General features: G+C 65.6%; 19 protein-coding genes and 1 pseudogene. 18 read left to right on the top strand and 2 right to left on the bottom strand.

The features are described 5' to 3' along the window. Positions 1 to 24 precede the first annotated feature (24 nt). Both Q4I12_RS07730 and Q4I12_RS07725 read left to right on the top strand, forming a co-directional pair. Entirely contained in the window at positions 25 to 723 is a 699-nt protein-coding gene (locus tag Q4I12_RS07730; RefSeq protein WP_302261257.1) for a glutamine amidotransferase, read from the top strand. A 38-nt stretch (positions 724 to 761) separates the two neighbouring features. After that, positions 762 to 2,018, top strand: a complete 1,257-nt coding sequence (locus tag Q4I12_RS07725) for a competence/damage-inducible protein A (RefSeq protein ID WP_302261256.1) — start codon at positions 762 to 764, stop codon at positions 2,016 to 2,018. A 250-nt stretch (positions 2,019 to 2,268) separates the two neighbouring features. On the opposite strand, the gene Q4I12_RS07720 is transcribed toward Q4I12_RS07725, so the two are convergent. Then, on the bottom strand, positions 2,269 to 3,222 hold the full coding sequence (locus tag Q4I12_RS07720) for an alpha/beta fold hydrolase (RefSeq protein WP_240937656.1): 954 nt from the start codon (positions 3,220 to 3,222) through the stop codon (positions 2,269 to 2,271). A 207-nt stretch (positions 3,223 to 3,429) separates the two neighbouring features. Here Q4I12_RS07720 and Q4I12_RS07715 point away from each other — a divergent pair, with 207 nt between their 5' ends. The 14 genes and pseudogenes from Q4I12_RS07715 (at position 3,430) to Q4I12_RS07650 (ending at position 18,444) form a co-directional block, all read left to right on the top strand. Next, complete coding sequence (locus tag Q4I12_RS07715; RefSeq protein WP_168935209.1) at positions 3,430 to 4,782, top strand: alanine/glycine:cation symporter family protein; 1,353 nt, start codon at positions 3,430 to 3,432, stop codon at positions 4,780 to 4,782. 747 nt (positions 4,783 to 5,529) lie between these two features. Continuing rightward, positions 5,530 to 6,617 (top strand): annotated as a pseudogene (locus Q4I12_RS07710) (sulfite exporter TauE/SafE family protein). A gap of 27 nt (positions 6,618 to 6,644) precedes the next feature. Beyond that, on the top strand, positions 6,645 to 7,064 hold the full coding sequence (locus tag Q4I12_RS07705; RefSeq protein WP_168935211.1) for a DUF1634 domain-containing protein: 420 nt from the start codon (positions 6,645 to 6,647) through the stop codon (positions 7,062 to 7,064). Between the two features lie 43 nt (positions 7,065 to 7,107). Further along, a complete protein-coding gene (locus tag Q4I12_RS07700; protein WP_302261255.1) occupies positions 7,108 to 8,829 on the top strand; it encodes a sensor histidine kinase in 1,722 nt (573 codons plus the stop codon). Between the two features lies 1 nt (position 8,830). After that, positions 8,831 to 9,241, top strand: coding sequence for a response regulator (locus Q4I12_RS07695; RefSeq protein ID WP_204624993.1), 411 nt, complete (start codon positions 8,831 to 8,833; stop codon positions 9,239 to 9,241). Position 9,242: 1 nt separating this feature from the next. Continuing rightward, complete coding sequence (locus Q4I12_RS07690; RefSeq protein ID WP_204624992.1) at positions 9,243 to 9,899, top strand: sensor histidine kinase; 657 nt, start codon at positions 9,243 to 9,245, stop codon at positions 9,897 to 9,899. Positions 9,900 to 9,940: 41 nt separating this feature from the next. Beyond that, the gene (locus tag Q4I12_RS07685) at positions 9,941 to 10,414 is read left to right on the top strand and encodes a response regulator (protein WP_006003526.1); all 474 of its coding nucleotides are present in this window, start codon (positions 9,941 to 9,943) and stop codon (positions 10,412 to 10,414) included. A 104-nt stretch (positions 10,415 to 10,518) separates the two neighbouring features. Further along, positions 10,519 to 11,661 (top strand): sensor histidine kinase, encoded by a 1,143-nt coding sequence (locus Q4I12_RS07680; RefSeq protein ID WP_204624991.1) that lies wholly within the window; start codon positions 10,519 to 10,521, stop codon positions 11,659 to 11,661. A 408-nt stretch (positions 11,662 to 12,069) separates the two neighbouring features. Continuing rightward, on the top strand, positions 12,070 to 13,425 hold the full coding sequence (der, locus tag Q4I12_RS07675; protein ID WP_040368902.1) for a ribosome biogenesis GTPase Der: 1,356 nt from the start codon (positions 12,070 to 12,072) through the stop codon (positions 13,423 to 13,425). A 167-nt stretch (positions 13,426 to 13,592) separates the two neighbouring features. After that, positions 13,593 to 14,723 (top strand): branched-chain amino acid ABC transporter substrate-binding protein, encoded by a 1,131-nt coding sequence (locus Q4I12_RS07670; RefSeq protein WP_297158967.1) that lies wholly within the window; start codon positions 13,593 to 13,595, stop codon positions 14,721 to 14,723. Between the two features lie 88 nt (positions 14,724 to 14,811). Next, positions 14,812 to 15,720 carry an ABC transporter permease subunit gene (locus Q4I12_RS07665; RefSeq protein ID WP_168935217.1) on the top strand — a complete coding sequence of 303 codons (909 nt, stop codon included), beginning with the start codon at positions 14,812 to 14,814 and terminating at the stop codon, positions 15,718 to 15,720. 9 nt (positions 15,721 to 15,729) lie between these two features. Beyond that, positions 15,730 to 16,962, top strand: a complete 1,233-nt coding sequence (locus Q4I12_RS07660; RefSeq protein ID WP_168935224.1) for an ABC transporter permease subunit — start codon at positions 15,730 to 15,732, stop codon at positions 16,960 to 16,962. Beyond that, positions 16,959 to 17,747, top strand: a complete 789-nt coding sequence (locus Q4I12_RS07655; RefSeq protein ID WP_302261254.1) for an ABC transporter ATP-binding protein — start codon at positions 16,959 to 16,961, stop codon at positions 17,745 to 17,747. Before Q4I12_RS07660 ends, Q4I12_RS07655 begins: the two co-directional genes overlap by 4 nt. Continuing rightward, on the top strand, positions 17,740 to 18,444 hold the full coding sequence (locus Q4I12_RS07650) for an ABC transporter ATP-binding protein (RefSeq protein ID WP_302261253.1): 705 nt from the start codon (positions 17,740 to 17,742) through the stop codon (positions 18,442 to 18,444). Before Q4I12_RS07655 ends, Q4I12_RS07650 begins: the two co-directional genes overlap by 8 nt. 419 nt (positions 18,445 to 18,863) lie before the next feature. Here the strand turns inward: Q4I12_RS07650 and Q4I12_RS07645 are convergent, their stop codons facing one another. Beyond that, positions 18,864 to 19,949: a glycosyltransferase family protein gene (locus tag Q4I12_RS07645; RefSeq protein ID WP_204624989.1), complete on the bottom strand. Its 1,086-nt coding sequence runs from the start codon at positions 19,947 to 19,949 to the stop codon at positions 18,864 to 18,866. Between the two features lie 139 nt (positions 19,950 to 20,088). Between Q4I12_RS07645 and Q4I12_RS07640 the strand changes: the two genes are divergently transcribed. Beyond that, positions 20,089 to 21,360, top strand: coding sequence for a metallophosphoesterase family protein (locus Q4I12_RS07640; protein WP_302261252.1), 1,272 nt, complete (start codon positions 20,089 to 20,091; stop codon positions 21,358 to 21,360). After that, positions 21,360 to 25,310 carry an AAA family ATPase gene (locus Q4I12_RS07635; protein WP_302262095.1) on the top strand — a complete coding sequence of 1,317 codons (3,951 nt, stop codon included), beginning with the start codon at positions 21,360 to 21,362 and terminating at the stop codon, positions 25,308 to 25,310. Before Q4I12_RS07640 ends, Q4I12_RS07635 begins: the two co-directional genes overlap by 1 nt. Positions 25,311 to 25,416: the final 106 nt, after the last annotated feature.

Raw genomic sequence — 25,416 nt, 5'->3', positions numbered from 1 at the left:
GACGCTCCCTCACAGGAGGTCCCCATGCGCTGCTGCGTACTGCAACATCTGGCTTTTGAAGATCTTGGGACATTCGCGCCCATACTCCTTGAGGCAGGCTGGACCATACAGGCCTGCCATGTGGCGGATGGTCTCCCGGATGCACGGGACTGGCGCGATGCCGACCTGTGCATCGTCCTGGGCGGGCCCATGGGCGTCCACGACGGGGCGGCCTATCCCTTCCTTTCCCGTGAACTGGAGCTCGTCCGCAGCCGCCTGGGCGAAGGACGGCCCCTGCTGGGCATCTGCCTGGGCGCCCAGCTCATGGCACAGGCCCTGGGCGCGGCGGTCTATGCGGGCAAGGCCAAGGAGATCGGCTGGGGCGGCCTGCAGCTGACGGAAGCCGGCGCAGCCTCGCCCCTGGCAGCCCTGCGCGGGGCCCCCGTGCTGCACTGGCACGGCGATACCTTCGACCTGCCGCCCGCCGCCACCCTGCTGGCCTCCACGGACATCACGCCCCATCAGGCTTTTCAGGCAGGGGCAGGCCAGCTGGCCCTGCAATTCCATGCCGAGGCCGACGCCGCCCGCATGGAGCACTGGCTCATGGGCCATGCCTGCGAACTGGCCGCCGCCGGTCTGGACGTGGCGGCCATCCGTCAGGATGCCCGCGACCTGGGCAGCCGTGCCGCGGCCGCCGGACAAGATTTCTTCCGCCGCTGGCTGACCGGCGTCTTCACCGCCTGAGCCCGCCCCGACGCATCCCCACAGACAAGGAACATCGCATGAAAGCCGAGATCATTTCCGTGGGCACCGAGCTTTTGCTCGGCCACACCATCAATACGGACGCCGCCCATGTGGCCCGCGCCCTCTCCTCCCTGGGCATCGACCTGCACCATGCCTGCGTGGTGGGCGACAACGCCGCCCGCCTGGAAGAATGCCTGCGCGCCGCCCTGCAGCGCAGCGACCTGGTCATCACCACCGGCGGCCTGGGCCCCACCAACGACGACCTCACCAAGGAGACCGTGGCCCGCGTCCTGGGCCTGCCGCTGGAAGAAGATGCGGACAGTCTGCGCAGGCTGCGGGAATACTTCGGTGACCGGCCCGTGGGCGAGAACCAGTACAAGCAGGCCTGGTTGCCGCGCGGCAGCCACGCCTTTGCCAACAGCGTGGGCACGGCCCCGGGCTGCGCCGCGCCTGCGGAAGGCGGCAAGCTGGTCATCCTGCTGCCCGGCCCGCCGTCCGAGCTCCTGCCCATGCTGCATGACGAGGTCGTGCCCTGGCTTGCCCGCAAGACCGGGGCCTGCATCCACTCCAGCATGGTGCGCACCTTTGCCTTGGGCGAAGGGGATGCCGAACTGCGGCTGCGCGACATGACCGGTGCCGCCAACCCCACAGTGGCCACCTACGCCACCGACGGCGAGATGTTCGTGCGCATCACGGCCAAGGCCGCCACCGCCGAAGAGGCCGCACAGCTGGTGGCCCCCGTGCGGGATGCCGTCTGCCGTCGTCTGGGCGAACACGTCTACGGCGTGGACGTGGAAAATCTGGAAAGCGTCGTCGTGCCCCTGCTGCTGCAACGCGGCGAGACCCTGACCACGGCCGAATCCTGCACGGGCGGCCTGCTGGCCAAGCGCATCACCGACGTGGCCGGTGCGTCGTCGGTCTTCCATCAGGGGGTCGTGACCTATGCCAACGAAGCCAAGACCCGGCTGCTGGGCGTTCCCGAAGAGCTGCTGGCCAGCGTGGGGGCCGTCAGCCCCGAAGTGGCCCGCTGCATGGCCGAACAGGCCTGCACCCGCTACGGCAGCACCTGGGGCGTGGGCATCTCCGGCATCGCGGGCCCCGGCGGCGCCACGGCCACCAAGCCCGCGGGCCTGGTCTACATCGCCCTCAGCAACGGCCGGCAGACCTGGCTGCGCGTCATGCACCCCCACGGCCGCTACATGGGCCGGGCCTGGACCCGCCAGCGCGCCGCCAGCCACGCCCTGGACATGCTGCGCCGCGCCATGCTCGGCCTGCCTGTGGAGATGGAGGCGTAGCAGCCTGCTCAAATCCGGGAAGGAGCGTCCTTCCCCGGAACATCCTGCACAACGCCCCATCCCGGTGTGAAGACCGGCAGCTTGCCCGCATGGCAGACAGCCGTGCTCCGGTACGTCGAACACGCTGCCGTGTCCCTTTCTTCCCTGAAACGATACCGCCCCGTTTATCGGCATGAGCTGATGGACGGGGCGGTATGTCATGGCCGGGCTTTTCCGTCAAGCCGGTATCCCGGCCTGTCGCAGTCCGGGACTAGTGTTCCAGGAACTCCACCACCTTCTGGCGGAATTCCTTGTAATAGGGCTTTTCCATCATCATGGCATGGGCAGCGCCGGGCATGATTTCCAGCTTGGAGCCGGAAGGCAGCTTGCTCATGGCGGCCCGCATGCTGTCGAGGTTCAGGTACGGGTCCTTGTCACCGCCGATGACCAGGGTGGGCACCCGGATGGCGGCGGGGTCGATGAGAGGCGTCTCCGCGGAGACCAGCAGGTCGCGGCGGCCGCCGTTGGGGCTGGAGTCCTTGTCATAGCGCCAGCAGTTGGACTGGAACACGGCCACCACCTGCGGGTCCACGATGGTGTAGTCGATGGCGCCGTCCTTGGTGGTCTGGAAGTCGCCCGCCGCATGCAGCCAGGTATTATGGTTGAAGGGCACCTTCACTTCGGCGGCACCCAGGCCCACCATGATGGGCGCATACAGCACCAGCTTCTTCACCATCTCGGGATGACGGGCCACGAAGCGGCTGCTGGTGACGGTGCCCCAGCTCCAGCCCAGCACATCCAGCTTCTTCTGGCCGGAGACCTTGAGGATCTCGGCCGCAGCGGCCGCGGCATCCTCGGCGGCATAGTCGGAATTGGGCATGAAGCCGTCTTCCACTTCCTGGGATTCACCATAACCGGCCACATCGAAGGTCCAGACAGCGAAGCCGCGCGCGGCAAGGTAGCGGGCCAGGCTGTAGTCGGCATAGTTCACGTCGAACTCATGCGAGGAATAGGTCAGACCGTGCACCAGCAGGATCTGGCGCTGGGGCTGCGTCCCGGCCACGGCCAGACGCTGCAGATGCAGGGCGACGCCGTTGCGCTCCAGCGGGAAGGTCTGGATCTGGTATTCCGTGGCGGCATCAGCACGGGCCTGGACCGTGGCGACCTGAAGGGAAAAAAGCAGCACCTGCAGCATCAGCAGGCAGGACAGAAGTGAACGAATCATGGTTCCCCCCGTGTCCGCTCCCCGGATCATCCCCGCAGGAGCGGCCTTGGATGAAATGTGAAAGATGTGAGCTTTTGCGGCTGAAACCCCTTTGCAGTCGCAAAAAAATTTTATAGCATGGTTTAATATTTGTAAACAACGGCGTATTCAGTTTAATGCAAAGACGCCGGGAGGCACGCGGCTGCGGCCTCTTTTCCGGGAGGGAACATGCTGGATTTCTTGAACACGGTTTCTGGGTATGTCTGGGGATGGCCATTGATGATCCTTCTGGTCGGCACGGGCCTGTGGCTGACCTTTTCCCTGCGAGCCCTGCAGTTCAGTCATCTGATCCACGCATTCACCCTCATCGTCCGCAAGACCCCCGACAGGAAGGCCCAGGGCGACATCTCCAACTTCGAGGCCCTGATGGTGGCCCTTTCCGCCACCGTGGGCACCGGCAATATCGCCGGTGTGGCCACGGCCATCTACATCGGCGGCCCCGGCGCGCTGTTCTGGATGTGGATGACCGGCCTTGTGGGCATGGCCACCAAGTACGCCGAGGCCGTGCTGGCCGTGAAATACCGCGTGCAGAACGAGAACGGCACCTTCAGCGGCGGCCCCATGTACTACATCTCGCGCGGGCTGGGCTGGAAATGGCTGGCCACGCTCTTCGCCTTCTTCGCGGCCATCGCCACCTTCGGCATCGGCAGCATGGTGCAGTCCAATTCCGTGGCTGACGCCCTCAACCACAGCTTTTCCATCGCTCCCGGCATCACCGGCATCGTGCTCATGGGCCTGACCGCCGCCGTCATCATCGGCGGTGTGCGCAGCATCGGCCGCGTGACCGCCCTGCTGGTGCCCGTCATGATCGCCCTTTATGTGCTGGGCGCGCTGGCGGTGATCCTCATGCACATCACCGAGATCCCCGGCGTCCTGGCCATGGTCGTGTCCAGCGCCTTCCAGCCTGTGGCGGCCACCGGCGGCTTTGCCGGCGCCACGGTGATGATGGCCATTCGTCTGGGCGTGGCCCGCGGCCTGTTCTCCAACGAATCCGGCCTGGGTTCCGCCCCCATCGCCGCCGCGGCCGCCCGCACCAGCCAGCCCGTGGTGCAGGCCCTCATCTCCATGACCCAGACCTTCATCGACACCCTGGTGGTCTGTTCCATGACCGGCCTGGTCATCCTCGTCACCGGCGTCTGGACTTCCGGCAAGAACGGCGCCCCCCTCACCTCCTATGCTTTCGAGACGGGCCTGCCCGGCGAACTGGGCGGCCTTATCGTGACCATCGGCATCATCCTCTTCGCCTACTCCACCATCCTCGGCTGGAGCTACTACGGCGAAAAGGCCATCGAATACCTGCTGGGCAGCAAGGCCATCATCCCCTACCGCTGGGCCTTCATCATCTCCGTGGGCCTGGGCGCGTCCATGAAGCTGGATCTGGTCTGGACCCTGTCCGACATCTTCAACGCCCTCATGGCCTTCCCCAACCTTATAGGCCTCATCATGCTGACCCCGGTGGTCAAGGCCGAGACCCTGGCCTACCTGCGTTCCCTCAAGAAGGAACCGGCCTCCGAAGGATAGACCCGAAGCAGGGGATCCCCCCTCCTCCTGCCTGCTCCATCACGCAGCGGCATCCGTCATATCCTGCCGCTGTCCGCCTTCCGAACGGAAAGCCCCTGCCCTGCGGGGGCTTTCTTCCGTCCTGTGCCCTGCAAAATCTCCCGGGCGCCGCGGCAGACCGAAGACCGGGCGTCTGCCGCGTTGCCTGCGCCCTCAGTCCCGGCAGCCTTTTTTCATCCCGAGAGCCTGCCCGGTTGCCGCGAACAGGCTGGCCTGCTGACCTCCGCCTGTCCGTCACGGTCGTTGCCGGAGGCCGGAGGGCGCAGCACATGCCCTGTGCCCTCCGCCCACCTGCCCCTGCTTTTCGGAGGCCGTCCCAACGTGTAAAGACGCTTCCCGGCTCTGCACCTCTCCCTCTTGCCTATCTGTCCTTCAGGCCCGCGTCGCCTGTGCTCCGTGCCCCTCTCGGGATGCCGGACAGGCATCAGGAAAAAAGCGGCTTTCCCCGCCGCTATGGGGAGATTTCCCCATGTAAGCTCTTCCTCCTGAGAGCCATTTCTGTCCGCATGCGGGTGTGGCAGATGTTTTTTGTGAAGAAAATAACGAATAAAAGCAGTCACCTGTACCGCATCTTCCGGCCGCAGGCCGCTGATGGAGCCAATTTCAGGATTCTCCTGATACCGGCCGCCCCGCCCGTACGCGTAGGGTAAGGCCATCAAAAGGAATGCATGTGGGGCACCGCCCCACCAGACAGTAAAGGGGGATCACATGGCGCGCAACGCACTTGCAACGACGGCCCGTGCCGTCAAAGCCACTGCCGGGCAGTGGCTCGTTCTGTTTTTCCTGACCTTCGTCCTGGCCTGTCCGGCCATCAGCATGGCGGCCGATGCCGCCGCTACGGCTCCTGCCGCCCAGACGAACGTCGTCACCGTGGCCGATGCCCAGGATACGGCCGTGACGCCTTCGCCGGTGGCCGCCACCACGGGCGACGTGCAGACCGCTCAGGTCGTGGACAACCATCCGTGGTGGTTCTGGCCTGTGGCGCTGCTTTTCTTCTGCTTCATCCTCGGCATCATCGCCGTTATGGCCGGTGTGGGCGGCGGCGTGCTCTTCGTGCCGCTGGTCTCGGGCTTCTTCCCCTTCCATCTGGACTTCGTCCGCGGCGCGGGCCTGCTGGTGGCCCTGGCCGGTGCCCTGGCTGCCGGTCCCGGTCTGCTGCGCCGTAACTTCGCCAACCTGCGTCTGGCCCTGCCCGTGGCCCTCATCGCCTCGGCCTGCTCCATCGTGGGCGCCATGCTGGGCCTGGCTCTGCCCACCGACATCATCCAGACCTGCCTTGGCGTGACCATCCTGGGCATCGCCGTGCTGCTCTTCTTCTCCAAGAACTCCGTGCGTCCCGTGGTCAACAAGCAGGACGCCGTGGGCCTGGCCCTGGGCATGAACGGTGTGTTCCTTGAGCCCAGCACCGGTGAAGTGGTGGACTGGAAGACCCACCGCACCCTGGCCGGTCTGCTGCTTTCATCGTCATCGGCATCATGGCCGGTATGTTCGGCCTGGGCGCCGGCTGGGCCAACGTGCCCGTGCTCAACCTGCTCATGGGCGTGCCGCTGAAGGTCAGCGTGGGTACCTCCAAGTTCCTGCTCTCCATCACCGATACTTCCGCCGCCTGGGTCTACCTGAACCAGGGCTGCGTGATCCCGCTGATGGCCATCCCGTCCATCGTGGGCCTGATGCTCGGTTCCGTGGTGGGTGTGCGCCTGCTGGCCAAGGCCAAGCCCAAGTTCATCCGTATCATGGTCATCGCCGTGCTGTTTTTCTCTGGCGCCAAGGCGCTGCTGAAGGGCCTGGGCTGGTAAGCTGCCGGGCATGAAGGAGACAGAAAAATGAACAAGAATGACATCCAGGCTTCGCCCGCGCAATTGCGCTATGCCGATACTCTGTTCTATGGTTCCCTCATCGGTTTCGTGATCATGCTCATCACCTACGTCCTGTACGTGACGGGCATCCTCACCCCGCAGATCCCCCTGGACGACCTGCCGCGCCTGTGGACCGGCAGCGCCGCCGATTACCGTGCCGCCGGCAGCATCCCGCAGGGCTGGGGCTGGCTGGCCCTCATCGGCAAGGGCGACATCTGCAACTTTGTGGGCATCATCATCCTGGCGGGCCTGACCATCGTCTGCTTCGCCCAGCTGGCGCTTTCCCTGGCGCGTCGCAAGCAGTGGCTGCTGTGCGTCATCGCCATCCTCGAAGTGCTGGTGCTGGTGCTGGCCGCCTCCGGCATCCTGGTGGGCGGCGGGCATTAGGCCGACGGAGCACAGGCCGCGCCGTTCCTGCGCGGGAGGTCGCATGTTTTCTGCAATCAAAGCGTATTTCGGGCATCTGCTGGAAGTGCCGGACGCCGTATCGCCAGCGCGTTACCGCTCACTGCGGCGCATCATGACCATCCTGATGGTCACGGTGTCGGTGACGCCGCTGCTGATCCTCACCGGTATCAACCACGCCCAGTACATGAGCACCCTGGAACGGGAGATGGAGAACCCGCTCTACGCCATGGTGCGCAAATCGCAGGCCTCGATGGAGCTTTTCCTCGGCGAGCGGGCCTCCACCGTCAGTCTGATCGCCCATGCCTACAGCCTTGACGACCTGACCAACGAGCAGACCCTCAACCGCGTCTTCCTGGCGCTCAAGAGCGAGTTCCAGGGCTTCGTGGACATGGGCCTGGTGGATGTGAACGGGCGGCAGGTGGCCTATGTGGGCCCCTACAAGCTCAAGGACGCCGACTACGCCGGACAGCCCTGGCTCAGCGAGGCCCAGGTCAAGGGCCGCTACATTAGCGACGTCTTCCTGGGGCTGCGCGGCTTCCCGCACATGGTCATCGCCGTGCACCGCATGGAAGAGAGCGGCCGGGAATGGACCCTGCGCGTGACCATCGACACCTCCCGGCTGGAACGCCTGGTGGCGGCCGTGGGCCTGATGCAGGATACCGACGCTTTCCTCTGTGACAGCCGGGGCGTGCTCCAGACCAACTCCCGTTTCTACGGCAAGGTGCTGGACAAGCTGCCCCTGACCCTGCCGCCCCAGTCCTTCGAGACCACGGTGCGGCCCTGGAAGGACGACAGCGGACAGGATCTCATGGTGGCCTATACCAGCCTGGCGGGCACGGACTTCATGCTCCTGGCCGTCAAGCCCACCCTGGACATCTACAAACCCTGGACGGCCCTGCGCAGCGAGCTGCTGCTGGTCTTCTGCGGCGGCATCGCCATCATCGTGCTGGTCTCGCACCTGCTGATGAAGCATCTGGTGGGACGCCTGCAGGCCAGCGACGAACGCCGCGTGGCGGTCTTCGCCCAGATGGAACACAACCAGAAGCTCTCCTCCATCGGCCGGCTGGCAGCCGGGGTGGCCCACGAGGTCAACAACCCCCTGGCCGTCATCAACGAAAAGGCGGGCCTTGGTCTCGACCTGTTGCACATGAGCGGCAACTTCGAGCGCAAGGACAGGCTCATCAGCCTGCTGGAGGCCATCGAGAGCACCGTGGAACGTGCCCGCGGCATCACCCACCGTCTGCTGGGCTTTGCCCGGCGCATGGAGGCCAACCGCCAGGAACTGAGCGTGCCCGAAGTGCTGACCGAGACCATGGGCTTTCTGGAACGCGGCGCCAAGAACCGCGGCGTGACCATCGGCACGGACTTTGCCGAAGGCCTGCCGGACATCGTGTCCGACCGCGGCCAGCTGCAGCAGGTCTTCCTCAACATCATGGGCAATGCCCTGGATGCGGTGCCTGACGGCGGCAAGGTGGACATCGCCTGCAGCCGGATGGCCGACGGCGGGCTGCTGGTGCGCGTCACCGACAACGGCAAGGGGATGAGCCCGGAAGTGATCAAGCACATCTTCGAGCCCTTCTATTCCACCAAGAAGGAGAAGGGCAACGGCCTGGGCATGTTTATCACCTACGGTATCGTGCGCCGTCTCGGCGGCGAGATCACCGTGGACAGCACCGAAGGCAAGGGCACGACGGTCAGCATCACGCTGCCGCTTACACCGCCGGAACGTCCTGTGGAGGCTTGAGATGGCACTGCGTGTACTGTTGGCCGATGACGAGAAGGAATTCGTGGAGACCCTGGCCGAGCGTCTGGATCTGCGCGGTATCGAAGTACGGGTGGCCCTGGACGGCAAGGCGGCCCTGACCACCCTGGACGAGATGGCGGCCGCGGAGGCCCTGCCCGACGTGATGGTGGTGGATCTGCTCATGCCCGGCATGACCGGGGACGCCGTCCTCCAGCAGGTGCGCCAGAAGTACCCCGGCCTGCCGGTCATCGTGCTCACGGGGCATGACTCCGTGGACGATTCCGGCGACAGCCCCGTGGCCAGTGCCTTCGCCTGCCTGACCAAGCCGCTGAGCCTGGGCATGTTCCTGGAAACGCTGGAAGCCGCGGCCCGTTCCGGCGGCACCGGCAGCGACAAGGCCAGGGGGGCGTAGCATGACCGATTCGCAATGCATGGGACGTCTGCTGGCTTCGGCCACGCACGACATGCGCAACGTGCTGGCCGTGATCCGCGAATCCGCCGGACTGGCGCAGGACATGGTGCAGCTGGCCGCCGGGGCCGACAAGCCTGCCGACCCGCGCGTCATCAAGGCCCTGAAGGAAGCCCAGCAGCAGATCCTGCGGGGCGCGGCTCTGGCCGAGTGCATGGAGTACCTGGCCCAGGTCAGCCACAGCGAGAACGAGAACGCGCCCTGCGACCTGGCGCGTGTGGCCAGCACCTTCTGCCTCATGGCGGCCCGCCGGGCCCGCGCCGTGCAGATGGTGCTGGAATCTGCCGACAGCGAAGAACCCGTATGGTCCGCCGTGCCCGCCCTGGCGGTGCTGCGTGCCCTGCTGGACATCTTCGACCTGTGCGCCTCCGTGGGCGGGCAGGTGAAGCTCCGCTTTTCCGCCGGTCGCCAGAACAAGGTGGAAGGCATCATCATCGAAGTTTGCGACGGCGCCAATCGCGACATGGCCCTGGCGGCCCTGACGGGCAGCCCCCTGCTCAACGCCCGGCCCCGGCCCGGCTGGCAGGCCCTGCTGATGCCCTGGCGCGATCCGGCACAGCGCTTTTTCCTCTCCATTTCCGCCTGCGGGAGTGAAGACTAGAACGACATTTTTCCCGGCATCACCGGGTGAAGGAGAATGGCATGAGCAAGGAAGAGATCAAGATTCTGCTGGTAGACGACGAAAAACAGTTTGTGGACACGCTTGCCGAGCGCCTTGCCATGCGCGGTTTTTCAGCGCGCGTGGCCTATGACGGCCCGCAGGCCCTCAAAGCCGTTGAAGAGCCCACCGACGTCATCGTCCTGGACCTGCGCATGCCCGGCATGGACGGTTTCGAAGTGCTGCGCAGCGTCAAGAAGAGCAACCCCCAGGTGCAGGTCATCATCCTGACCGGTCACGGCGGTGATGCCGAAGAACAGACGGCCTACCGCATGGGCGCCTACAACTTCCTCAAGAAACCCATGGACATCGACGAGCTGCTGAACAGCATCCGCATGGCCTACCGCGACAAGGTGGAGAACGCCATGGTGGCCGTCAGCCTGGCCGAAGGCGGCGACTTTGACGCCGCCCAGGATGTCCTCAACGAAAAAGACCTCCTGGCCGAGCACAAGCTTTAGGCCGCCATTGCCCCTGTCCGGCGGCAGCACCGCCGGACAGGAAAGATCCCGCACGCTCCGGGCGTGCATCATGTTGACGCATTGTCGCAAGGGGGAAAGACGTCATGCGTGTACTCATCGTCGACGACGAACAGGCCTTTGCCGAACCGCTGGCACAGCGCCTGGAGCTGCGCGGTATCGAGGCTGCCGTGGCCGGCGATGCGGAAACGGCCCTGGGCATGCTCTCCCGGCAGGAATGGGATCTGGTCTTCCTGGATGTCTGCCTGCCGGGCATGGACGGCGTCTCCCTGCTCAAGCTCCTGCAGGAACATGAACCGCGTCCCGATGTGGTCATGCTCTCCGGCGCCACGGAGATGAGCCAGGCGGTCAAGGCCATGCGGCGCGGCGCGCTCAACTGGCTTGCCAAGCCCGTCTCGCTGGATGCGGTGCTGGAAGAATGCCGCAAGGCCCGGGAGCGGGCCGAATCCCGGCGCCAGGCCCGGCGTCTGGCCGAAGAGGCCCGCCTGCGCAGTCTGGGCCGCATCGCCGAAGGCGTGGCCCACGAAGTCAACAACCCCCTGAACATCATCGTCCAGGCCGCGGGCCTCATGGGCGACAGCCTGGACAGCCCCGAGGCCGAGGCCCTGCCCGACATCGAGGACCTGCGCGAGTCCCTCAAGGCCATCGTGACCCAGAGCATGCGCGTGCGCGAGATCACCCGCAAGCTGCTCATGGCCGGTGTGGGCCTGGACCCCCGCAGCGCGCCCATGGACGTGCAGGCCGTGGTCTCCCGTGTCCTGACCCTGCTGCAGGGCCGCATGGACAGCCTCAAGGTGACCTGCCGGCTGCACTTCCCGCCGGAATGGGGCGAGGACGCGCCCCGTCCCCTGGGCTCCGCCCTGGAGCTGGAACAGATCTGCCTGCATCTGGTGGAGAATGCCCTGGACGCCATGCCCGAGGGCGGCACGCTGGACATCGGCGCCCGGCTGCTGCCCGCCGATGACGACGGCACCACCTGGTACGAGCTTTCGGTGGCCGACAGCGGTACCGGTATCGCTGACGACATCATGCCCCATATCTTCGAGCCCTTCTTCACCACCCACCGTCAGGCGGGCCGGGCCGCAGGCCTGGGCCTTTCCGTGGCCACGGGCCTTGCCCACGGTCGCGGCGGCCAGATCACGGCGGCCAACCGTCCCGAAGGCGGGGCCCTGTTCCGCCTGCTGCTGCCCCTGCCCGTCAGCGAGAGCCGGAGCGAGGGCAACGAGTGAGTGCCTCCCGCACCGCATTTTTCCCCAAGGCCCCCTCTCTGGGCCACGGCCGCTCCGGCGGCCCCAGCGATCAGCCACACCCACACAGTCCCTGCAGGCCCTTCGGACCGGCAGGGACTGTTTTTTTACGACTGCCCGGCACGGCTTTCTGCCGCCCTGACGGCATCCTGAAAAAACGCCTGTCATCCCGCTGTGTTGTCTGCCCGCATCCGGTCGATTCCGGCAAATGCGCCCGCGGGGCATTTTTTTCTTTTCAAACGGCCTCAAGGATGCTACACAAGCGCAGCGTGTGGCGCTCACCCCGCTTTGAGGGGCCTTTTTTCCATCCCGTTTCTCCGTGCGCCATGCCCGCCGCCCCGTGCGGCCCCATTTCCGCAACAACGGCCCGTCATGGCCGAAGGGAGACCCATGTCCTCATTACCCTGCATCGTTCTGGTGGGACGCCCCAACGTGGGCAAGTCCACTCTGTTCAACCGCCTGATCCGCAGCAACCGCGCCATCACCCATGACCGTCCCGGCGTGACCCGCGACCGCATGGAAGGTGTGGTCCGCCGCAAGGGCCATCCTGATTTCGGCATCGTGGATACCGGCGGCATCACCCTGGATGCCCATGCCATGGTCACCGAAGGCCCCGAAGGCATCCGCGGCTTCGAGTCCGACATCCTGCGCCAGGCCGAGGCGGCCATGAAGGACGCCTGTGCCGTGGCCTTCGTGGTGGACGGCCGTGACGGCCTGCTGCCCCTGGACGAATATCTGGCGGCCCACATCCGCCGCATGGGCCTGCCCACCCTTTGCGTGGTCAACAAGGTGGACGGCCTGGAAAAGGAAGACGAGCTGCTGGCCGAGTTCCACAGCCTGGGCTTCCCCCTGCTGCCGGTCTCGGCCGAGCACGGGCACAACATCCGCGCCCTCACCGAAGAACTGGCCGACCTGCTGCCCGATGATTACGAGGCCGAACACGAGCCCCCGGCCCTGCGCCTGGCCATGCTGGGCCGCCCCAATGCGGGCAAGTCCTCCATGATCAACGCCCTGGCCGGTGAGGAACGCATGATCGTCTCCGACGTGGCCGGCACCACCCGCGACAGCGTGGACGTGCGCTTTGAGCGCGACGGCCAGGATTACGTCTTTGTGGATACCGCCGGGGTGCGCCGCCGTACCAAGATCACGGACATCGTGGAAAAGTACTCCGTCAACGCGGCCCTCAAGTCCACCACCAAGGCCGACGTGACCCTGCTGACCCTGGACGCCACCGAAGGCGTGAGCCAGCAGGACAAGCGCCTCATGGATCTGCTGGATACCCGCAAGATCCCCTTCATGGTGCTGGTCAACAAGTGCGACCTGGTGCCCGCCGGTCAGCTCAAGCAGCTGCTGCAGAACGTGAGCGAGATGCTGGCCTTCTGCAAGCATGTGCCCATCCTCACGGTCTCGGCCCTCAAGGGCACGGGCCTGAACAAGATCCTGCCCATGGCCCGCAAGATCCATGAGGAGTGCGCCATCCGCGTGCCCACCGGCCAGCTCAACCGTGCCATGGAAGAAGTGCTGACCCGCCACCAGCCCCCGGTGGTCAAGCGCGTGCGCGCCAAGTTCTTCTATCTGACCCAGGCCGAGTCCCAGCCGCCGACCTTCGTCTTTTTCGTCAGTGACGCCGACCGCGTGCCGGAAAGCTATGCCCGCTATCTGGAACGCGCCCTGCGCCGCATCTTCGGCATCACGCATGCGCCCATGCGCCTGCACCTGCGTTCCAGCCACAAGAAATCACAGTAGATATGTGGCCGTGCGGGGGAGATGGATTTGTGTGTCCATCCGGCAAACCGCATTGACAGGAATCAGATAAAGATGCAATAGAAAGGGCTTATACTGCCGCAAGGTAGACGTCGCTTTGCTGTTGTGCGACGCCCGGCAGTGCATGGAGTCTCTCAAGGAGGGAGAAAATGAAAAAGTGCATGACCTGGCTCATGGCCGCGCTGTGCAGCGTTGCCGTTGCGGCTCCTGCCATGGCCGCCGACACCATCAAAATCGGCGTGCAGGGCGCCCATTCCGGCGACCTGGCCTCGTACGGCGTCCCCAGCCTCAATGCCGCCAAGATCGTCATTGAAGAAGCCAACGCCAAGGGCGGCGTGCTGGGCAAGAAGATCGAACTGGTGTCCCAGGACGACCAGTGTAAGCCCGAACTGGCCACCAACGCCGCGACCAAGCTGATCTCCGACAAGGTCGTGGCCATCATGGGCCCCATCTGCTCCGGCGCCACCAACGCCTCCCTGCCCATGTATGAAAGCGCCAACATCATCAGCATCTCCCCCACGGCCACCACGCCTGCCCTGACCCTGGAAGGCAAGCACCCCCTGTTCCTGCGCACCGTGGCCAACGACAATGCCCAGGCCCAGCTGACCAGCAGCTACATCATCGAAGTGCTGAAGGCCAAGAAGGTCGCCTACCTGCATGACAACGGCGAATACGGCAAGGGCTTTGCCCAGCAGAACCGCGGCATCCTCGAAAAGGCCGGTGTCGAGACCGTCCTGTTCGAAGCCGTGACCCCCGACGCCGTGGACTTCTCCGCCGTGGTGCGCAAGCTGCGTCGCGCCAAGGCCGACGTCCTGATCTTCGGCGGCTACCAGAACACCGCCTCCAAGCTGGTGCAGCAGATGCGCCGCGACCGCGTCAAGACCCCCCTCATCGGTCCTGACGGCGTGAAGGACGAGACCTTCCTCAAGATGACCGGCAAGGACAGCGAAGGCGTCATGGCCTCCTATCCCAAGGATACCAGTACCCTGGCCATGTACAAGCACGCCCGCGAAGCCCACGTCAAGCAGTTCGGCAGCGAGCCCGGCTTCGGTTACTACAACGCCTATGCCGCCACCCAGGCCCTCATCAAGGCCATCGAAGTGGCCGGTAGCACCGAGACCGACAAGATCATGGCCGCTCTGAAGAGCACCGAAGTGGACACCCCTCTGGGCAAAATGTCCTTCAACAAGGCCGGTGACGCCACCGGTCTGGGCCTGTCCGTCTATGTGGTGAAGGACGGCAAGTTCGTCGAAAGCGACCACAGCGTCACTCTGCATTAATAGGATACTATGGCGCACGGGCGCGGAGGCATGGCCTCCGCGCCCTCTTGCCCGCTGCGCCCGGGTAAACCGCAGCCCCTGTAACGGCATGGACTTCCAGTACTTTATCGAACTTTTCTTCGGCGGCCTCACACGCGGCAGCATCTATGCCCTCATCGCCCTGGGCTATACGCTGGTGTACGGCATCATCGAACTGATCAACTTCGCACACGGCGAAATCTACATGCTGGGCGCCTTCACGGCCCTGCTGGTAGCCGGTGTGCTAGGCATCGTCGGTTTCCCCGCCGGAGGCATCCTCATCGTTGCGGCCCTCGCGGCCGTGGTCTGGAGCGCGGCCTACGGCTATACTCTGGAAAAGGTGGCCTACAAACCCCTGCGCGGCGCCCCGCGTCTGTCGCCCCTCATTTCGGCCATCGGCATGTCCATCTTCCTACAGAACTATGTGCTGCTGGCGCAGACCTCTGACTATGTCCCCTTCCCCCGCCTGCTGCCGGAGATGGAGTTTCTGGATTACCTGGGCAACATCATGGGCCCCAGTGATTTCCTGATCCTCGTCACCAGCACGCTGGCCATGGTCTCCCTGAGCCTGTTCATCCGCTATACCCGCATGGGCAAGGCCATGCGCGCCACCGCGCAGAACCGCAAGATGGCCCTGCTGCTGGGCATCAATGCCGACCGCATCATCTCGCTCACCTTCATCGTCGGCTCGGCCCTGGCGGCCCTGGGCGGCGTGCTCATCGCCTCCCACATGGGACAGGTCAACTTCGGCATCGGCTTCCTGGCCGGCCTCAAGGCCTTCACGGCCGCGGTGCTCGGCGGCATCGGTTCCATCCCCGGTGCCATGGTGGGCGGCCTTGTGCTGGGTATCGCCGAGAGCATGACCACCGGCTACCTGTCGGGCAACTATGAGGATGCCCTGGCCTTTGCCCTGCTCATCCTCATCCTCATCTTCCGTCCCGACGGCATCCTCGGCAAAGCGAAAGTGCAGAAGGTGTAGCCAATCATGATGCAATATCTTACAAAAGCCCTTTTGGCTGCCTGTTGGTTCATGCTCCTGACCTTCCCGGTCATGGGCATCAAGCTCAACAGCGTTGACCAGACCGTGGAATGGCAGTTCGACAGGGTCATCCTGCTGGGCGTGGCCATCTTCTTCCTTTCCATGCTCTGGAACTGGTGTTTCAGCCGCAAGGCCCGCGGCATCCCGCTGATCCGCCTGCCCGAAGGCCTGGGCAAGGGCCTGCACAGCCTGGTCACCCTGCCCAACCGCAATACCACCACCCGTCTGACCAGCCTCGGCCTGCTGCTGGCCGTCATGATCGTCATGCCTCTGGTGAGCTCCTTCTACCAGACCAACATCATGATCTCGGCCATGCTCTATGTCATCCTGGCCCTGGGCCTGAACATCGCCGTGGGCATCGCCGGTCAGCTGGTGCTGGGCTATGTGGCCTTCTACGCCGTGGGCGCCTATTCCTACGCCCTGCTCAACCAGGCGTTCGGCCTGGGCTTCTGGGCCTGTCTGCCCGTGGGCGGCTTCATGGCCATCGTTTTCGGCCTGGCCCTGGGCTTCCCCGTGCTGCGCCTGCGCGGTGACTATCTGGCCATCGTGACCCTGGGCTTCGGCGAGATCGTGCGCCTGGTGCTGCTCAACTGGACCAGCCTCACCGGCGGTTCCGGCGGCATCAAGAACATCCCCGGTCCCTCCTTCTTCGGCCAGGAGCTGGAGATCGCCGCCAACACCATCTTCATCTACTATCTGGTGCTGCTGGCCGTGATCCTGACCATCATCGTCATCAGCCGCCTCAAGAACTCCCGTGTGGGCCTTGCCCTGCAGGCCCTGCGTGAAGACGAGATCGCCTGTGAGGCCATGGGCATCGACCTGGCCCGCGTCAAGCTCTCGGCCTTTGCCCTGAGCTCCTGCTGGGCCGGTTTCGCCGGCGTCATCTTTGCGGCCAAGACCACCTTCATCAACCCCGCCAGCTTCACCTTCATGGAATCGGCCATGATCCTCTCCATGGTGGTGCTGGGCGGCATGGGCTCCATCGTGGGCGTGGTCATCGCCGCCACCATCCTCATCCTGGCTCCCGAATACCTGCGTGCCTTCTCCGAGTACCGCATGCTGATCTTCGGCGCCATCATGGTCATCATGATGATCTTCCGGCCCCAGGGCCTCGTCACCGGTGAGCGCCGCCGCTACCGCATCACCGCCCTGCAGGGCGGCAACAAAGGAGAACGCGCATGAAACCCGTCCTTGAAGTCAAGGGCCTGACGCGTGACTTCGGCGGTCTGCGCGCCCTCAACGAGCTGGACCTGACCGTCAACGAAGGCGAGATCGTGGCCCTCATCGGCCCCAACGGCGCCGGCAAGACCACCTTCTTCAACTGCGTCACCGGCATCTACAAGCCCACGGAAGGCACCGTGCACCTGTACGGCGCCAACGGCGAGAAGCATCTGCTCAACGGGCGCAAGCCCCACCTCATCACGGCGCTGGGCATGGCCCGCACCTTCCAGAACATCCGTCTGTTCAGCGACATGACCGTGCTGGAGAACGTGATGATCGGCCGTCACTGCCGCACCAAGGCCGGCATCTGGGGCGCCCTGACCCGCAACCCCGCCACCCGTCGCGAAGAGCAGGAATCCATCGACATCTCCTACAGCCTGCTGGAGACCGTGCACCTGCAGGATCTGTGGAACGAAAAGGCCTGCAACCTGGCCTACGGTGCCCAGCGTCGTCTGGAGATCGCCCGCGCCCTGGCCACCGAGCCCCGCATGCTGCTGCTGGACGAACCCGCCGCCGGCATGAACCCGCAGGAGACCAACGAGCTCAAGGATCTGGTGCTCCAGATCCGCGCGGACCGGGATCTTTCCATCCTGCTCATCGAGCACGACATGGGCATGGTCATGTCCCTGTCCGACCACATCTATGTCATGGAATACGGTTCGCGCATCGCTGCCGGCACTCCCGCGGAAGTGCGCAGCAACCCGCGCGTCATTCAGGCCTATCTGGGAGAAAGCGAAGATGCTTGAAGTCAAGGGCATTGATACCTACTACGGCAACATCCAGGCCCTGCGCGACGTTTCCCTGCGCGTGGATGACGGCGAGATCGTGACCCTCATCGGTGCCAACGGCGCCGGCAAGTCCACCACGCTCATGACCATCTGCGGCATCAACCGGCCGCGCAAGGGCGAGATCCTCTGGAACGGCGAGCCCATCCACGAGCTGCCCCCGCACGAGATCGTCCGCCTGGGCATCTCGCAGGTGCCCGAAGGCCGCCTCATCTTCCCCGACCTGAGCGTGCGCGAGAACCTCGACCTGGGCGCCTTCCTGCGCAACGACATGCAGGGCATCAAGGAAGACATGGACTATGTGTTCGACCTCTTCCCCATCCTGGCCCAGCGCCGCAAGCAGACCGGCGGCACCCTGTCCGGTGGCGAACAGCAGATGCTGGCCATCAGCCGCGCCCTCATGGCCCGGCCCAAGCTGCTCCTGCTGGACGAGCCCTCGCTGGGCCTTGCGCCCATCATCATCCAGCAGATCTTCCAGATCATCCAGCGCGTCAACGCCAACGGCACCACGGTCTTCCTGGTGGAACAGAACGCCAACCAGGCCCTGCGCATCGCCCACCGCGGCTATGTGATGGAGAACGGCCGTATCGTCACCAGCGACAGCGCCGAGAACCTGCTCAAGAGCGAGGACGTGCGTTCCGCCTATCTGGGCATGTAAAAATCAATGGATCCCAGCTGCCCTGCCGGGCGGTATTGTTGGAAGGGAAGGAGCCGCCTTGCGCGCAAGCTCCTTCCCTTTTTTGATGCTCGTGGAGCAGATCGCAGCGAGTTTGGCCTGGTTCGGCAGTATGCAGCCGTCCCGCTGACAGCTTGTTATCTCTTGCATCTCGTCGAAGAGTATTCCCCACATGCGTGGGGATGAACCGAGAACGCGCCGATGAGCTTGCCGGCGAAGGCAGTATTCCCCACTCCCGTGGGGATGCCGAGCGAACATACGGACAAGGGGAATGACAAAGAGCATTCCCCCTGCGCGTGGAGCGCCCCACGCAGAAACGCCTCTCCCGCATGAGACGGAAGAGGCGTTTTGCTATCATGGAAACAGGGATGGAAGCCCTGCCGTGATGCGAGCTTTTTCTCCTACTCCACCACCTTCGGCGTGCCCGATACCGGCAGGGTACCGGTGCGGATGAAGGTATCCACCAGGCCGAAGACCAGATCGTTGCCGCAGAAATGCCCGCGCGCGATGGAGGCCCGGAACTCGGGCAGGCGTTCCTCGAAGCGGCGCAGCAAGGCGGGCTCCAGGGTCATCATGTCGGCCTGCATGCCGTAGTTCAGACGTTCGAGGTACAGGGCGTTGAAACACTGTTCCACCATGGCCTTGAGCGGCAGGCTCAGGATGGGCTTGCCCAAGTGCAGGGCCTCGGTCATCAGGGTATGGCCGCCGCCCTGGATGACGTAGGAACAGCCTTCCAGCAGCTTGAGGAACCCCTCTTCGCTCTTCTTCATGAAGATGACGTTGCCCTCGCGGCCTTCCGTCCGGTCATAGCCGAAGACATAGCAGGGGCGGTCCGTGGCCTGGAGCAAAAAGTCCACCAGCTTGCGGTGCGTGGAATTGCTCTGGTAGACCACCACATGGCCGTCATCACGGGGATTGAGGCGCAGCACGCTTTCGCGCAGGATGGGGGGTACCACGCGGGCGTGGTAGCGGGGCTGCACCGGCGGCGCATAGAAGGAGACCAGCAGGTTCTGCTCCGTGGGCCGGAACAGGTAGCGGGGCGTTATGCCCTGCAGCAGGTGATCCCACCACATGCGCGGCGGCAGCCAGCCGTGGCGACAGCAGGTGATGACGTGCTGATGGTCGAGGGTCAGGCAGTGCAGCCCGGCCTTCTCGGCCGCACGCGGCACGAAATATTCCAGGTCCGTCATGCAGACATCGGGCTTGAACTGGTCGATAAGGCGCAGCACTTCATCCACATAGCGCTGACGGTGCCAGAGCAGCGGGATGGCCTTGCGCACCGTAGCGCCCACATCCACCTGATAGTTGCGGAACACCGTGCCCAGATTGGGGATGCGGTGCACCCGGAATTCGGGCTCCAGTATCTTGGGGGCGTCGTCATTGGCCACGAACAGAAATTCGTGTGCGCCCAGACGGCGGGCGATGGTCAGCCCGCGCATGGCATGGCCATGCCCTGTCCCGTGGATGCCGTAAAGGATTCGCGCCATTCTTTCCCCCTGTGGTATAAACGCTAGTCATACCAACGGGCTTTGACAGCGTCAACCGCGCACGCCTCCACGCGCGCAACTTGTCCTGCTGCCGGAAAAAACATATCTCTGCCGGAGGAGCCCACGCCAAGGACACGCCATGAACAGCCTCCGATACATCCATGCCGCCGACCTGCATCTGGACACCCCCTTCCTGGGCCTGAGCCGTACCGATGCCGGAGAGGCCCTGCAAGCGCAGCTGCGCGACGCCACCTTCACGGCACTGCAACGCCTGTTCGACCAGTGCGAGCGCCTGCGGCCGGACTTTCTCGTCCTGGCCGGGGACATCTACAACCAGGAAGAGCACAGCGTCAAAGCCCAGCTGGCCCTGCGCGACGGCTGTGTGCGCCTGCAGGCCTGCGGCATCCCGGTCTTCTGGGCCCACGGCAACCATGACCCGCTGGACTCGCGGCTGAAGACCGTGGACTGGCCCGACAACGTGACCATCTTCGGCCCGGAGCCCGAACAGCATGTGCTGTACCGGGACGGGGCTCCCCTTGCCGTGATCCACGGCATCAGCCATGCCCGCATCAGGGAGGCCCGCAACCTGGCCCTCCTCTTCCACCGCCAGCCGGAGACGGATTGCTTCCAGCTGGGCGTGCTGCATTGCAGCGTGGAAGGCAGCCCCACGCAGGACAGGTACGCCCCCTGCTCGCTGGACGATCTGCGCGCCGCCGGTCTGGATGCCTGGGCCCTGGGCCATGTGCACGAACGCCGCATTCTGGCGCGCCATCCCTTCATCGCCTATCCCGGCAATGCCCAGGGACTCCACATCAATGAAGGCGGCCCGCGCGGCTGTCTGCTGGTCACTGCCGAGGCCTGCGACGGTGCTTTCTCCTGCCGGGAAGAGTTCCTGCCGCTGGGGCCGGTACAATGGCAGCGTCCGGTCATCGGTCTGGACGCCGTGGAACAGCTCGACGCCGTAGAGGACAGGTTGCTGGAGGCCCTGACCACGGTCACGGAAAAGGCTGACGCATCCTGCACGCTCATGGTCGTGCGCCTGTGCCTGCAGGGGCGCACCCCGCTGGACAGCCTGCTGCGCCGCCCGGAGACCTGCCGCGACCTGCGGGAGCGCCTTCATCAGGCTCCCCTGCCTCTGCCTGTCCATATCAAGGATCTGTGTGTGGAGACGGCCCCCGCTGTGGATATGGCCGCCTGCCTGCAACGCCAGGATCTGCTGGGCGAGGCCCTGCGTCTGGCGGAAGGGCTCGAGCAGCAGCCCGAAGCGCTGGCCGCCTTTGCCGAAGAAGAGCTGGCGCCCCTGTTCCGGCACTGCCCCGCCGGGATGCTCGACATGCCGGAAGGGGAAGATCTCCAGGACCTGCTGGACGAAGCCCGCTATCTCTGCCTGGACATGCTGGAGGGGAAGTGATGCGCCTGCTCTCGTTCCATGCAGACGGTTTCGGCATCCTTGCCCAAACGGGCGCCGAGGACCTCGGCCCGGGCATCAACATTTTTCTGGGCGACAACGAAGCCGGCAAATCCACCTGTCTGGCCTTCCTGCGGGCCATGCTCACCGGCTATCCCTCCGGGCGCAAGGAACGTCAGGCCGGCCAGCCCCTGCGCGGCGGACAGGCCGGGGGCAGCCTGACGCTGGAAAGCGGCCTCCACGGCCTGCTGCATCTGCATCGCCGCCCCGGCCCGGGCAGCGGCCGTTTGCAGCTCACCGGCCCCGACGGGGCCCCTGTGCCGGAAAGCCTGCTGGAGCAGCTCTTCCGGGGCATCGACCGTCAGGTCTACAGCAATGTTTTCGGCTTCAGTCTGGGGGAATTGCAGCGCTTCGAGAGCCTGGACGACGAGGCCGTGCGCCATGCCCTCTACGGGGCCAGCTTCGGCACGGGCCTGCGTTCCCCGGCCGATGTGCTGCGCGCCCTGCAACAGCAGGCCGACGCCATTTATCGCCCGCAAGGACGCAAGCTGCCCCTCAACGTCCAGGCAGGCTGCTGGCAGGAGCTGCGGGCCCGCATCCGTCAGGCCGATGCCCGGAGCGGCAGCTACGACGCCCTGTGCGCCCAGTGGCAGCAGCGCAAGCAGGATCTCGAAGACCTCCGCCGCCGCAAGACGGAGCTGGAGACCGCCCTGCGCCGTACGGAACGGCGCCTCTCGGTCTGGGAGCAGTGGCGGGAGTGGCATCTGCTGGGGATGCGGCTGGAGCGTCTTTCCGGCCTGCCGCAGGATTTCCCGCCGCAGGGGCGCGAGCGTCTGGCCCGTCTGCGCGAACGGGAGGAGGAGGGCCGGCATGCCCTGCAGGGCCTTCGGGAACAGTGCGCGCGCACACGCGAACAGCTCCGGGAGCTGTGCCCGGATCAGGCCCTTGTGGCGGCCCTGCCCCGTCTGCGCGTCCTGACGGAACAGACCTCCACCTACCGGCAAGCCCTGACCGACCTGCCGCTGGCGCGTCTGCGCAAGGAACAGATCGCCCGCCGTATGCAGGAAGAACTTTCCCGTCTGGGCCCTGACTGGGATTGCGCCCGCATCCGTGCCACGGACCGCTCTGTCTTCGGCCGGGAGGAAGTGGAACGGCAGGCCGCCACACTGGCGACCTGTACGACGGCCCTCCAGATGGCCCGCCAGCGGGAAGACGAGGCTGCCGCCGCGCTGGCACAGGCTGAGGAGACCCACCAGGCACACCTGCAACGTCTGGAGGCCCTGCCCGACCGCCAGCCGCCTCTGGACGGCGGCCAACAACGCCACCTGCAACGCCTTCTGGAAAACTGGCAGGAAAAACAGGGGGACCTCCCCCGCTGGCAGCGACGGCAGCAACGGGCCCGGGAAGCCTTTTCACGCGCCTGCGCGCCGCTGCGCCTGGACGAAAACGACCTTGCCGGGCCGGAGCGGCTGCTCCGCCACAGGGACGAGGCCCTCTCGCTGGCCTCCCGCCTCGACCATCTGACAGAGCGCTTGCGCAGCCTGCGGGAACAGCAGGACCACGCACGGCAGGAGCAGGACAAGCTGCAACAGCGCGAGACGGCCCTTGTCCAGGCCATCGACCGGCATCCGGCCCTGGAGCAGGAAGCCCTGGATCGTTTTGCTGCCGCCGTGCGGCATTGCCGTACGCTCCGCTCCGGGATCGCCGCCGAGACGGTCCGGCAGGAAGGGCTTTCACAACAGGCCCAACAGCTGGAGCGTCCTCTGACAGGCGGCAGCCTGCCCCTGCTCTGCATGGGCATCGTGCTCCTGCTCCCCGGTCTGGTCCTTCTGCTGGCCGGACAGTGGGCCCCGGAGCTGCTCCCCTGGCCCGGGCTGGCGGCCTCGCCCTGGGCAGGCGGGCTGGCAGCGGTCTGCGGTCTTGCCCTGCTGGCAGGCGGCCTGCCCCATGCCGGGAAGGCGGAACGCCATCGCCGGGAAGAAGCGGCGCGCATCCGGCAGCTGCTGGAAGAAAGCACAGGACGCCTGCGGGAACAGCAGCACCGCCTTGCCCGTCTGCCCCTGCCGCGCACCATGAACAACGACATCCCGGATGCCGATGAACTGGAAAGCTGTCTGGAAAAACAGCAGGCCGCGCGCCGTCAGCTGGATCAGCTCCTGCAGGAACACGACAGCCTGCGGCAGGAATTGAGGCGCGTCAGGCAAACGCTGGCCCGACTGGCCGAGCAGGAGCAGGAACTCCTTGCCGCCATACAGGACGGGGAGAACCGCTGGCAGGCCATGCTGCCCGCAGCCACGGCGACGGCCTTTGCCCCGGCAGCGGCAGGGCTGCTTTTCGAGCGGGCAGCCTCCGCCGCCACACTGGCGGAGGCACTGCGCGCAGCCGGGGACGATGCCGGGCATGCGACCTCTTCCCTGCAACAGACGGAACAGGCCTTGCGCGACCTGCTGGCCCTGCTCCCTCCCGATGCCGCCTGCCCCAGCCTGCCGGAGGCTGTCCGCCGCGGCCTTGCCCTTTGCCGGGAAGCGGAAGAGGCCCGTGCCGGACATTCGCAGGCCGCTGCCGAGGCCGCGACCAGTGCCGGGCTGCTGGAACGCTGCCGCAAGGTACTGGAGGACAGCCGTTGCCGCACGCAGGAAGCGGCCCTCCGGCTGGAGACGGCCCGGACCGCCTGGACCGGTGGCCTGCATTCGCTGGGCCTGCCGGAAGACCTGACGCCGGGGACCGTCCACGCGGCCCTGGACGGGATGGAGAGCTGTTTGCGCCTCGAAGAAGAGCTGCAACAGGAAGATTCGCGCCTGCAACGTCTGCACGGCGAAACAGAAGCCCTGCGGGCACCGCTGGCCGCCCTGCTGGAAGAGACGGGACGCCCCGTACCGCCGCAGGATGCCGACTGGCTCCGGCATCTGGAAATGCTGGGCGAGGCGGCGGAGGACGCCCGCCACCGTGCCGCAGAGCAGGCCCGCCTGCGCCAGCTGCTGGATGAGCAGGAAACGGCCTGCCGCCGTGCGGCAAGCGATCTGGACAACATCCGTACCGATCTGGCGGCCCTGCTGCATCAGGGCGGAGCCCGGGACGACGGGGATTTTTTGCAAACGGCCGCCCTGCTGGAAGAACGGCACCGGACGGAGCAGCGTCGCCTGCTGCTGGAAGACAGCCTGCGCCTGGTGGCCGGGACGCAGCCGCTGGAAGCGTTTTTGGCTTCTTTCCGGGAAGAGGCCCGGGAGGAAGAGGAACAGGTCTGCGCAGGGCAGCAGCATCTTCTGGAAGGATTGCGTCAGGAAGAGGACACGCTGGCGGAAGAAGTCGCCGCTCTGGGCGTGCGCGTGGAGGCCATGCGGCAGGACGGGACCCTGGCCGACCTGTTGCAGCAGGAAGCCGACCAGCGGGAAGAGCTGCAACGGCAGGCCCGTGCCTGGTGCCGCCTGCGTCTGGCCCATGCTCTGCTCCACCGGGCAAAACTGGCCTTTGAGAAGGAACGCCAGCCCCGTGTCATCCGCCGGGCCGCGGCCATATTCCGGGACATCACCGCCGGTGCATGGCAGGACGTGGGCGCCGTCGTGGGCGATTCCAGCCTGCGGGTCATGCCGCCGCAGGGCGAGCCCGTCAGCCCGGAGCAGCTGAGCCGGGGCACCCAGGAGCAGCTTTATCTGGCCCTGCGTCTGGCCTACATCCAGGATCACGCGGCGCAGGCCAGCCCCCTGCCGGTCATCATGGACGATGTGCTGGTGGACTTCGATCCCGGCCGGGCACGGCGCACGGCCCGTATCCTGGGGGACCTCAGCCTGGGAAGATACGGCCCCCGGCAGCAGATCCTCTTCTTCACCTGCCATCCCCATACGGCGGCCCTGCTGCGGGAGGTCCAGCCCTCCGCCCCCCTCTTCCTGCTGGACAAGGGGCAGCTCCGCCCCGCCGGGCCGGAGGGAGCTGAAGAAGTCCCCCTACGTCCCTGACGACATTGGCGTTCACAAACCGTACGCAAGACCAGAAAACATCGCCCCGGTTACAGGGGACGACGGAGCAAGAAGCAGCGCGGACGGGAGTGCCCTCCCCTCCGCG

Origin of the sequence: Desulfovibrio piger (assembly GCF_951793255.1) — a bacterium.
In the GTDB taxonomy this organism is placed as follows: Bacteria; Desulfobacterota; Desulfovibrionia; order Desulfovibrionales; family Desulfovibrionaceae; genus Desulfovibrio.
Note: the sequence above shows the minus strand (reverse complement) of the source record. Positions and strands in the feature narration are given on the sequence as shown.

Bases quoted from the DNA above. Each gene is read 5' to 3' on its own strand.
- Q4I12_RS07730 (WP_302261257.1), top strand. From the start codon at position 25: ATGCGCTGCTGCGTACTGCAACATCTGGCTTTTGAAGATCTTGGGACA.
- Q4I12_RS07725 (WP_302261256.1), top strand. From the start codon at position 762: ATGAAAGCCGAGATCATTTCCGTGGGCACCGAGCTTTTGCTCGGCCAC.
- Q4I12_RS07720 (WP_240937656.1), bottom strand. From the start codon at position 3,222: ATGATTCGTTCACTTCTGTCCTGCCTGCTGATGCTGCAGGTGCTGCTT.
- Q4I12_RS07715 (WP_168935209.1), top strand. From the start codon at position 3,430: ATGCTGGATTTCTTGAACACGGTTTCTGGGTATGTCTGGGGATGGCCA.
- Q4I12_RS07705 (WP_168935211.1), top strand. From the start codon at position 6,645: ATGAACAAGAATGACATCCAGGCTTCGCCCGCGCAATTGCGCTATGCC.
- Q4I12_RS07700 (WP_302261255.1), top strand. From the start codon at position 7,108: ATGTTTTCTGCAATCAAAGCGTATTTCGGGCATCTGCTGGAAGTGCCG.
- Q4I12_RS07695 (WP_204624993.1), top strand. From the start codon at position 8,831: ATGGCACTGCGTGTACTGTTGGCCGATGACGAGAAGGAATTCGTGGAG.
- Q4I12_RS07690 (WP_204624992.1), top strand. From the start codon at position 9,243: ATGACCGATTCGCAATGCATGGGACGTCTGCTGGCTTCGGCCACGCAC.
- Q4I12_RS07685 (WP_006003526.1), top strand. From the start codon at position 9,941: ATGAGCAAGGAAGAGATCAAGATTCTGCTGGTAGACGACGAAAAACAG.
- Q4I12_RS07680 (WP_204624991.1), top strand. From the start codon at position 10,519: ATGCGTGTACTCATCGTCGACGACGAACAGGCCTTTGCCGAACCGCTG.
- der (WP_040368902.1), top strand. From the start codon at position 12,070: ATGTCCTCATTACCCTGCATCGTTCTGGTGGGACGCCCCAACGTGGGC.
- Q4I12_RS07670 (WP_297158967.1), top strand. From the start codon at position 13,593: ATGAAAAAGTGCATGACCTGGCTCATGGCCGCGCTGTGCAGCGTTGCC.
- Q4I12_RS07665 (WP_168935217.1), top strand. From the start codon at position 14,812: ATGGACTTCCAGTACTTTATCGAACTTTTCTTCGGCGGCCTCACACGC.
- Q4I12_RS07660 (WP_168935224.1), top strand. From the start codon at position 15,730: ATGCAATATCTTACAAAAGCCCTTTTGGCTGCCTGTTGGTTCATGCTC.
- Q4I12_RS07655 (WP_302261254.1), top strand. From the start codon at position 16,959: ATGAAACCCGTCCTTGAAGTCAAGGGCCTGACGCGTGACTTCGGCGGT.
- Q4I12_RS07650 (WP_302261253.1), top strand. From the start codon at position 17,740: ATGCTTGAAGTCAAGGGCATTGATACCTACTACGGCAACATCCAGGCC.
- Q4I12_RS07645 (WP_204624989.1), bottom strand. From the start codon at position 19,949: ATGGCGCGAATCCTTTACGGCATCCACGGGACAGGGCATGGCCATGCC.
- Q4I12_RS07640 (WP_302261252.1), top strand. From the start codon at position 20,089: ATGAACAGCCTCCGATACATCCATGCCGCCGACCTGCATCTGGACACC.
- Q4I12_RS07635 (WP_302262095.1), top strand. From the start codon at position 21,360: ATGCGCCTGCTCTCGTTCCATGCAGACGGTTTCGGCATCCTTGCCCAA.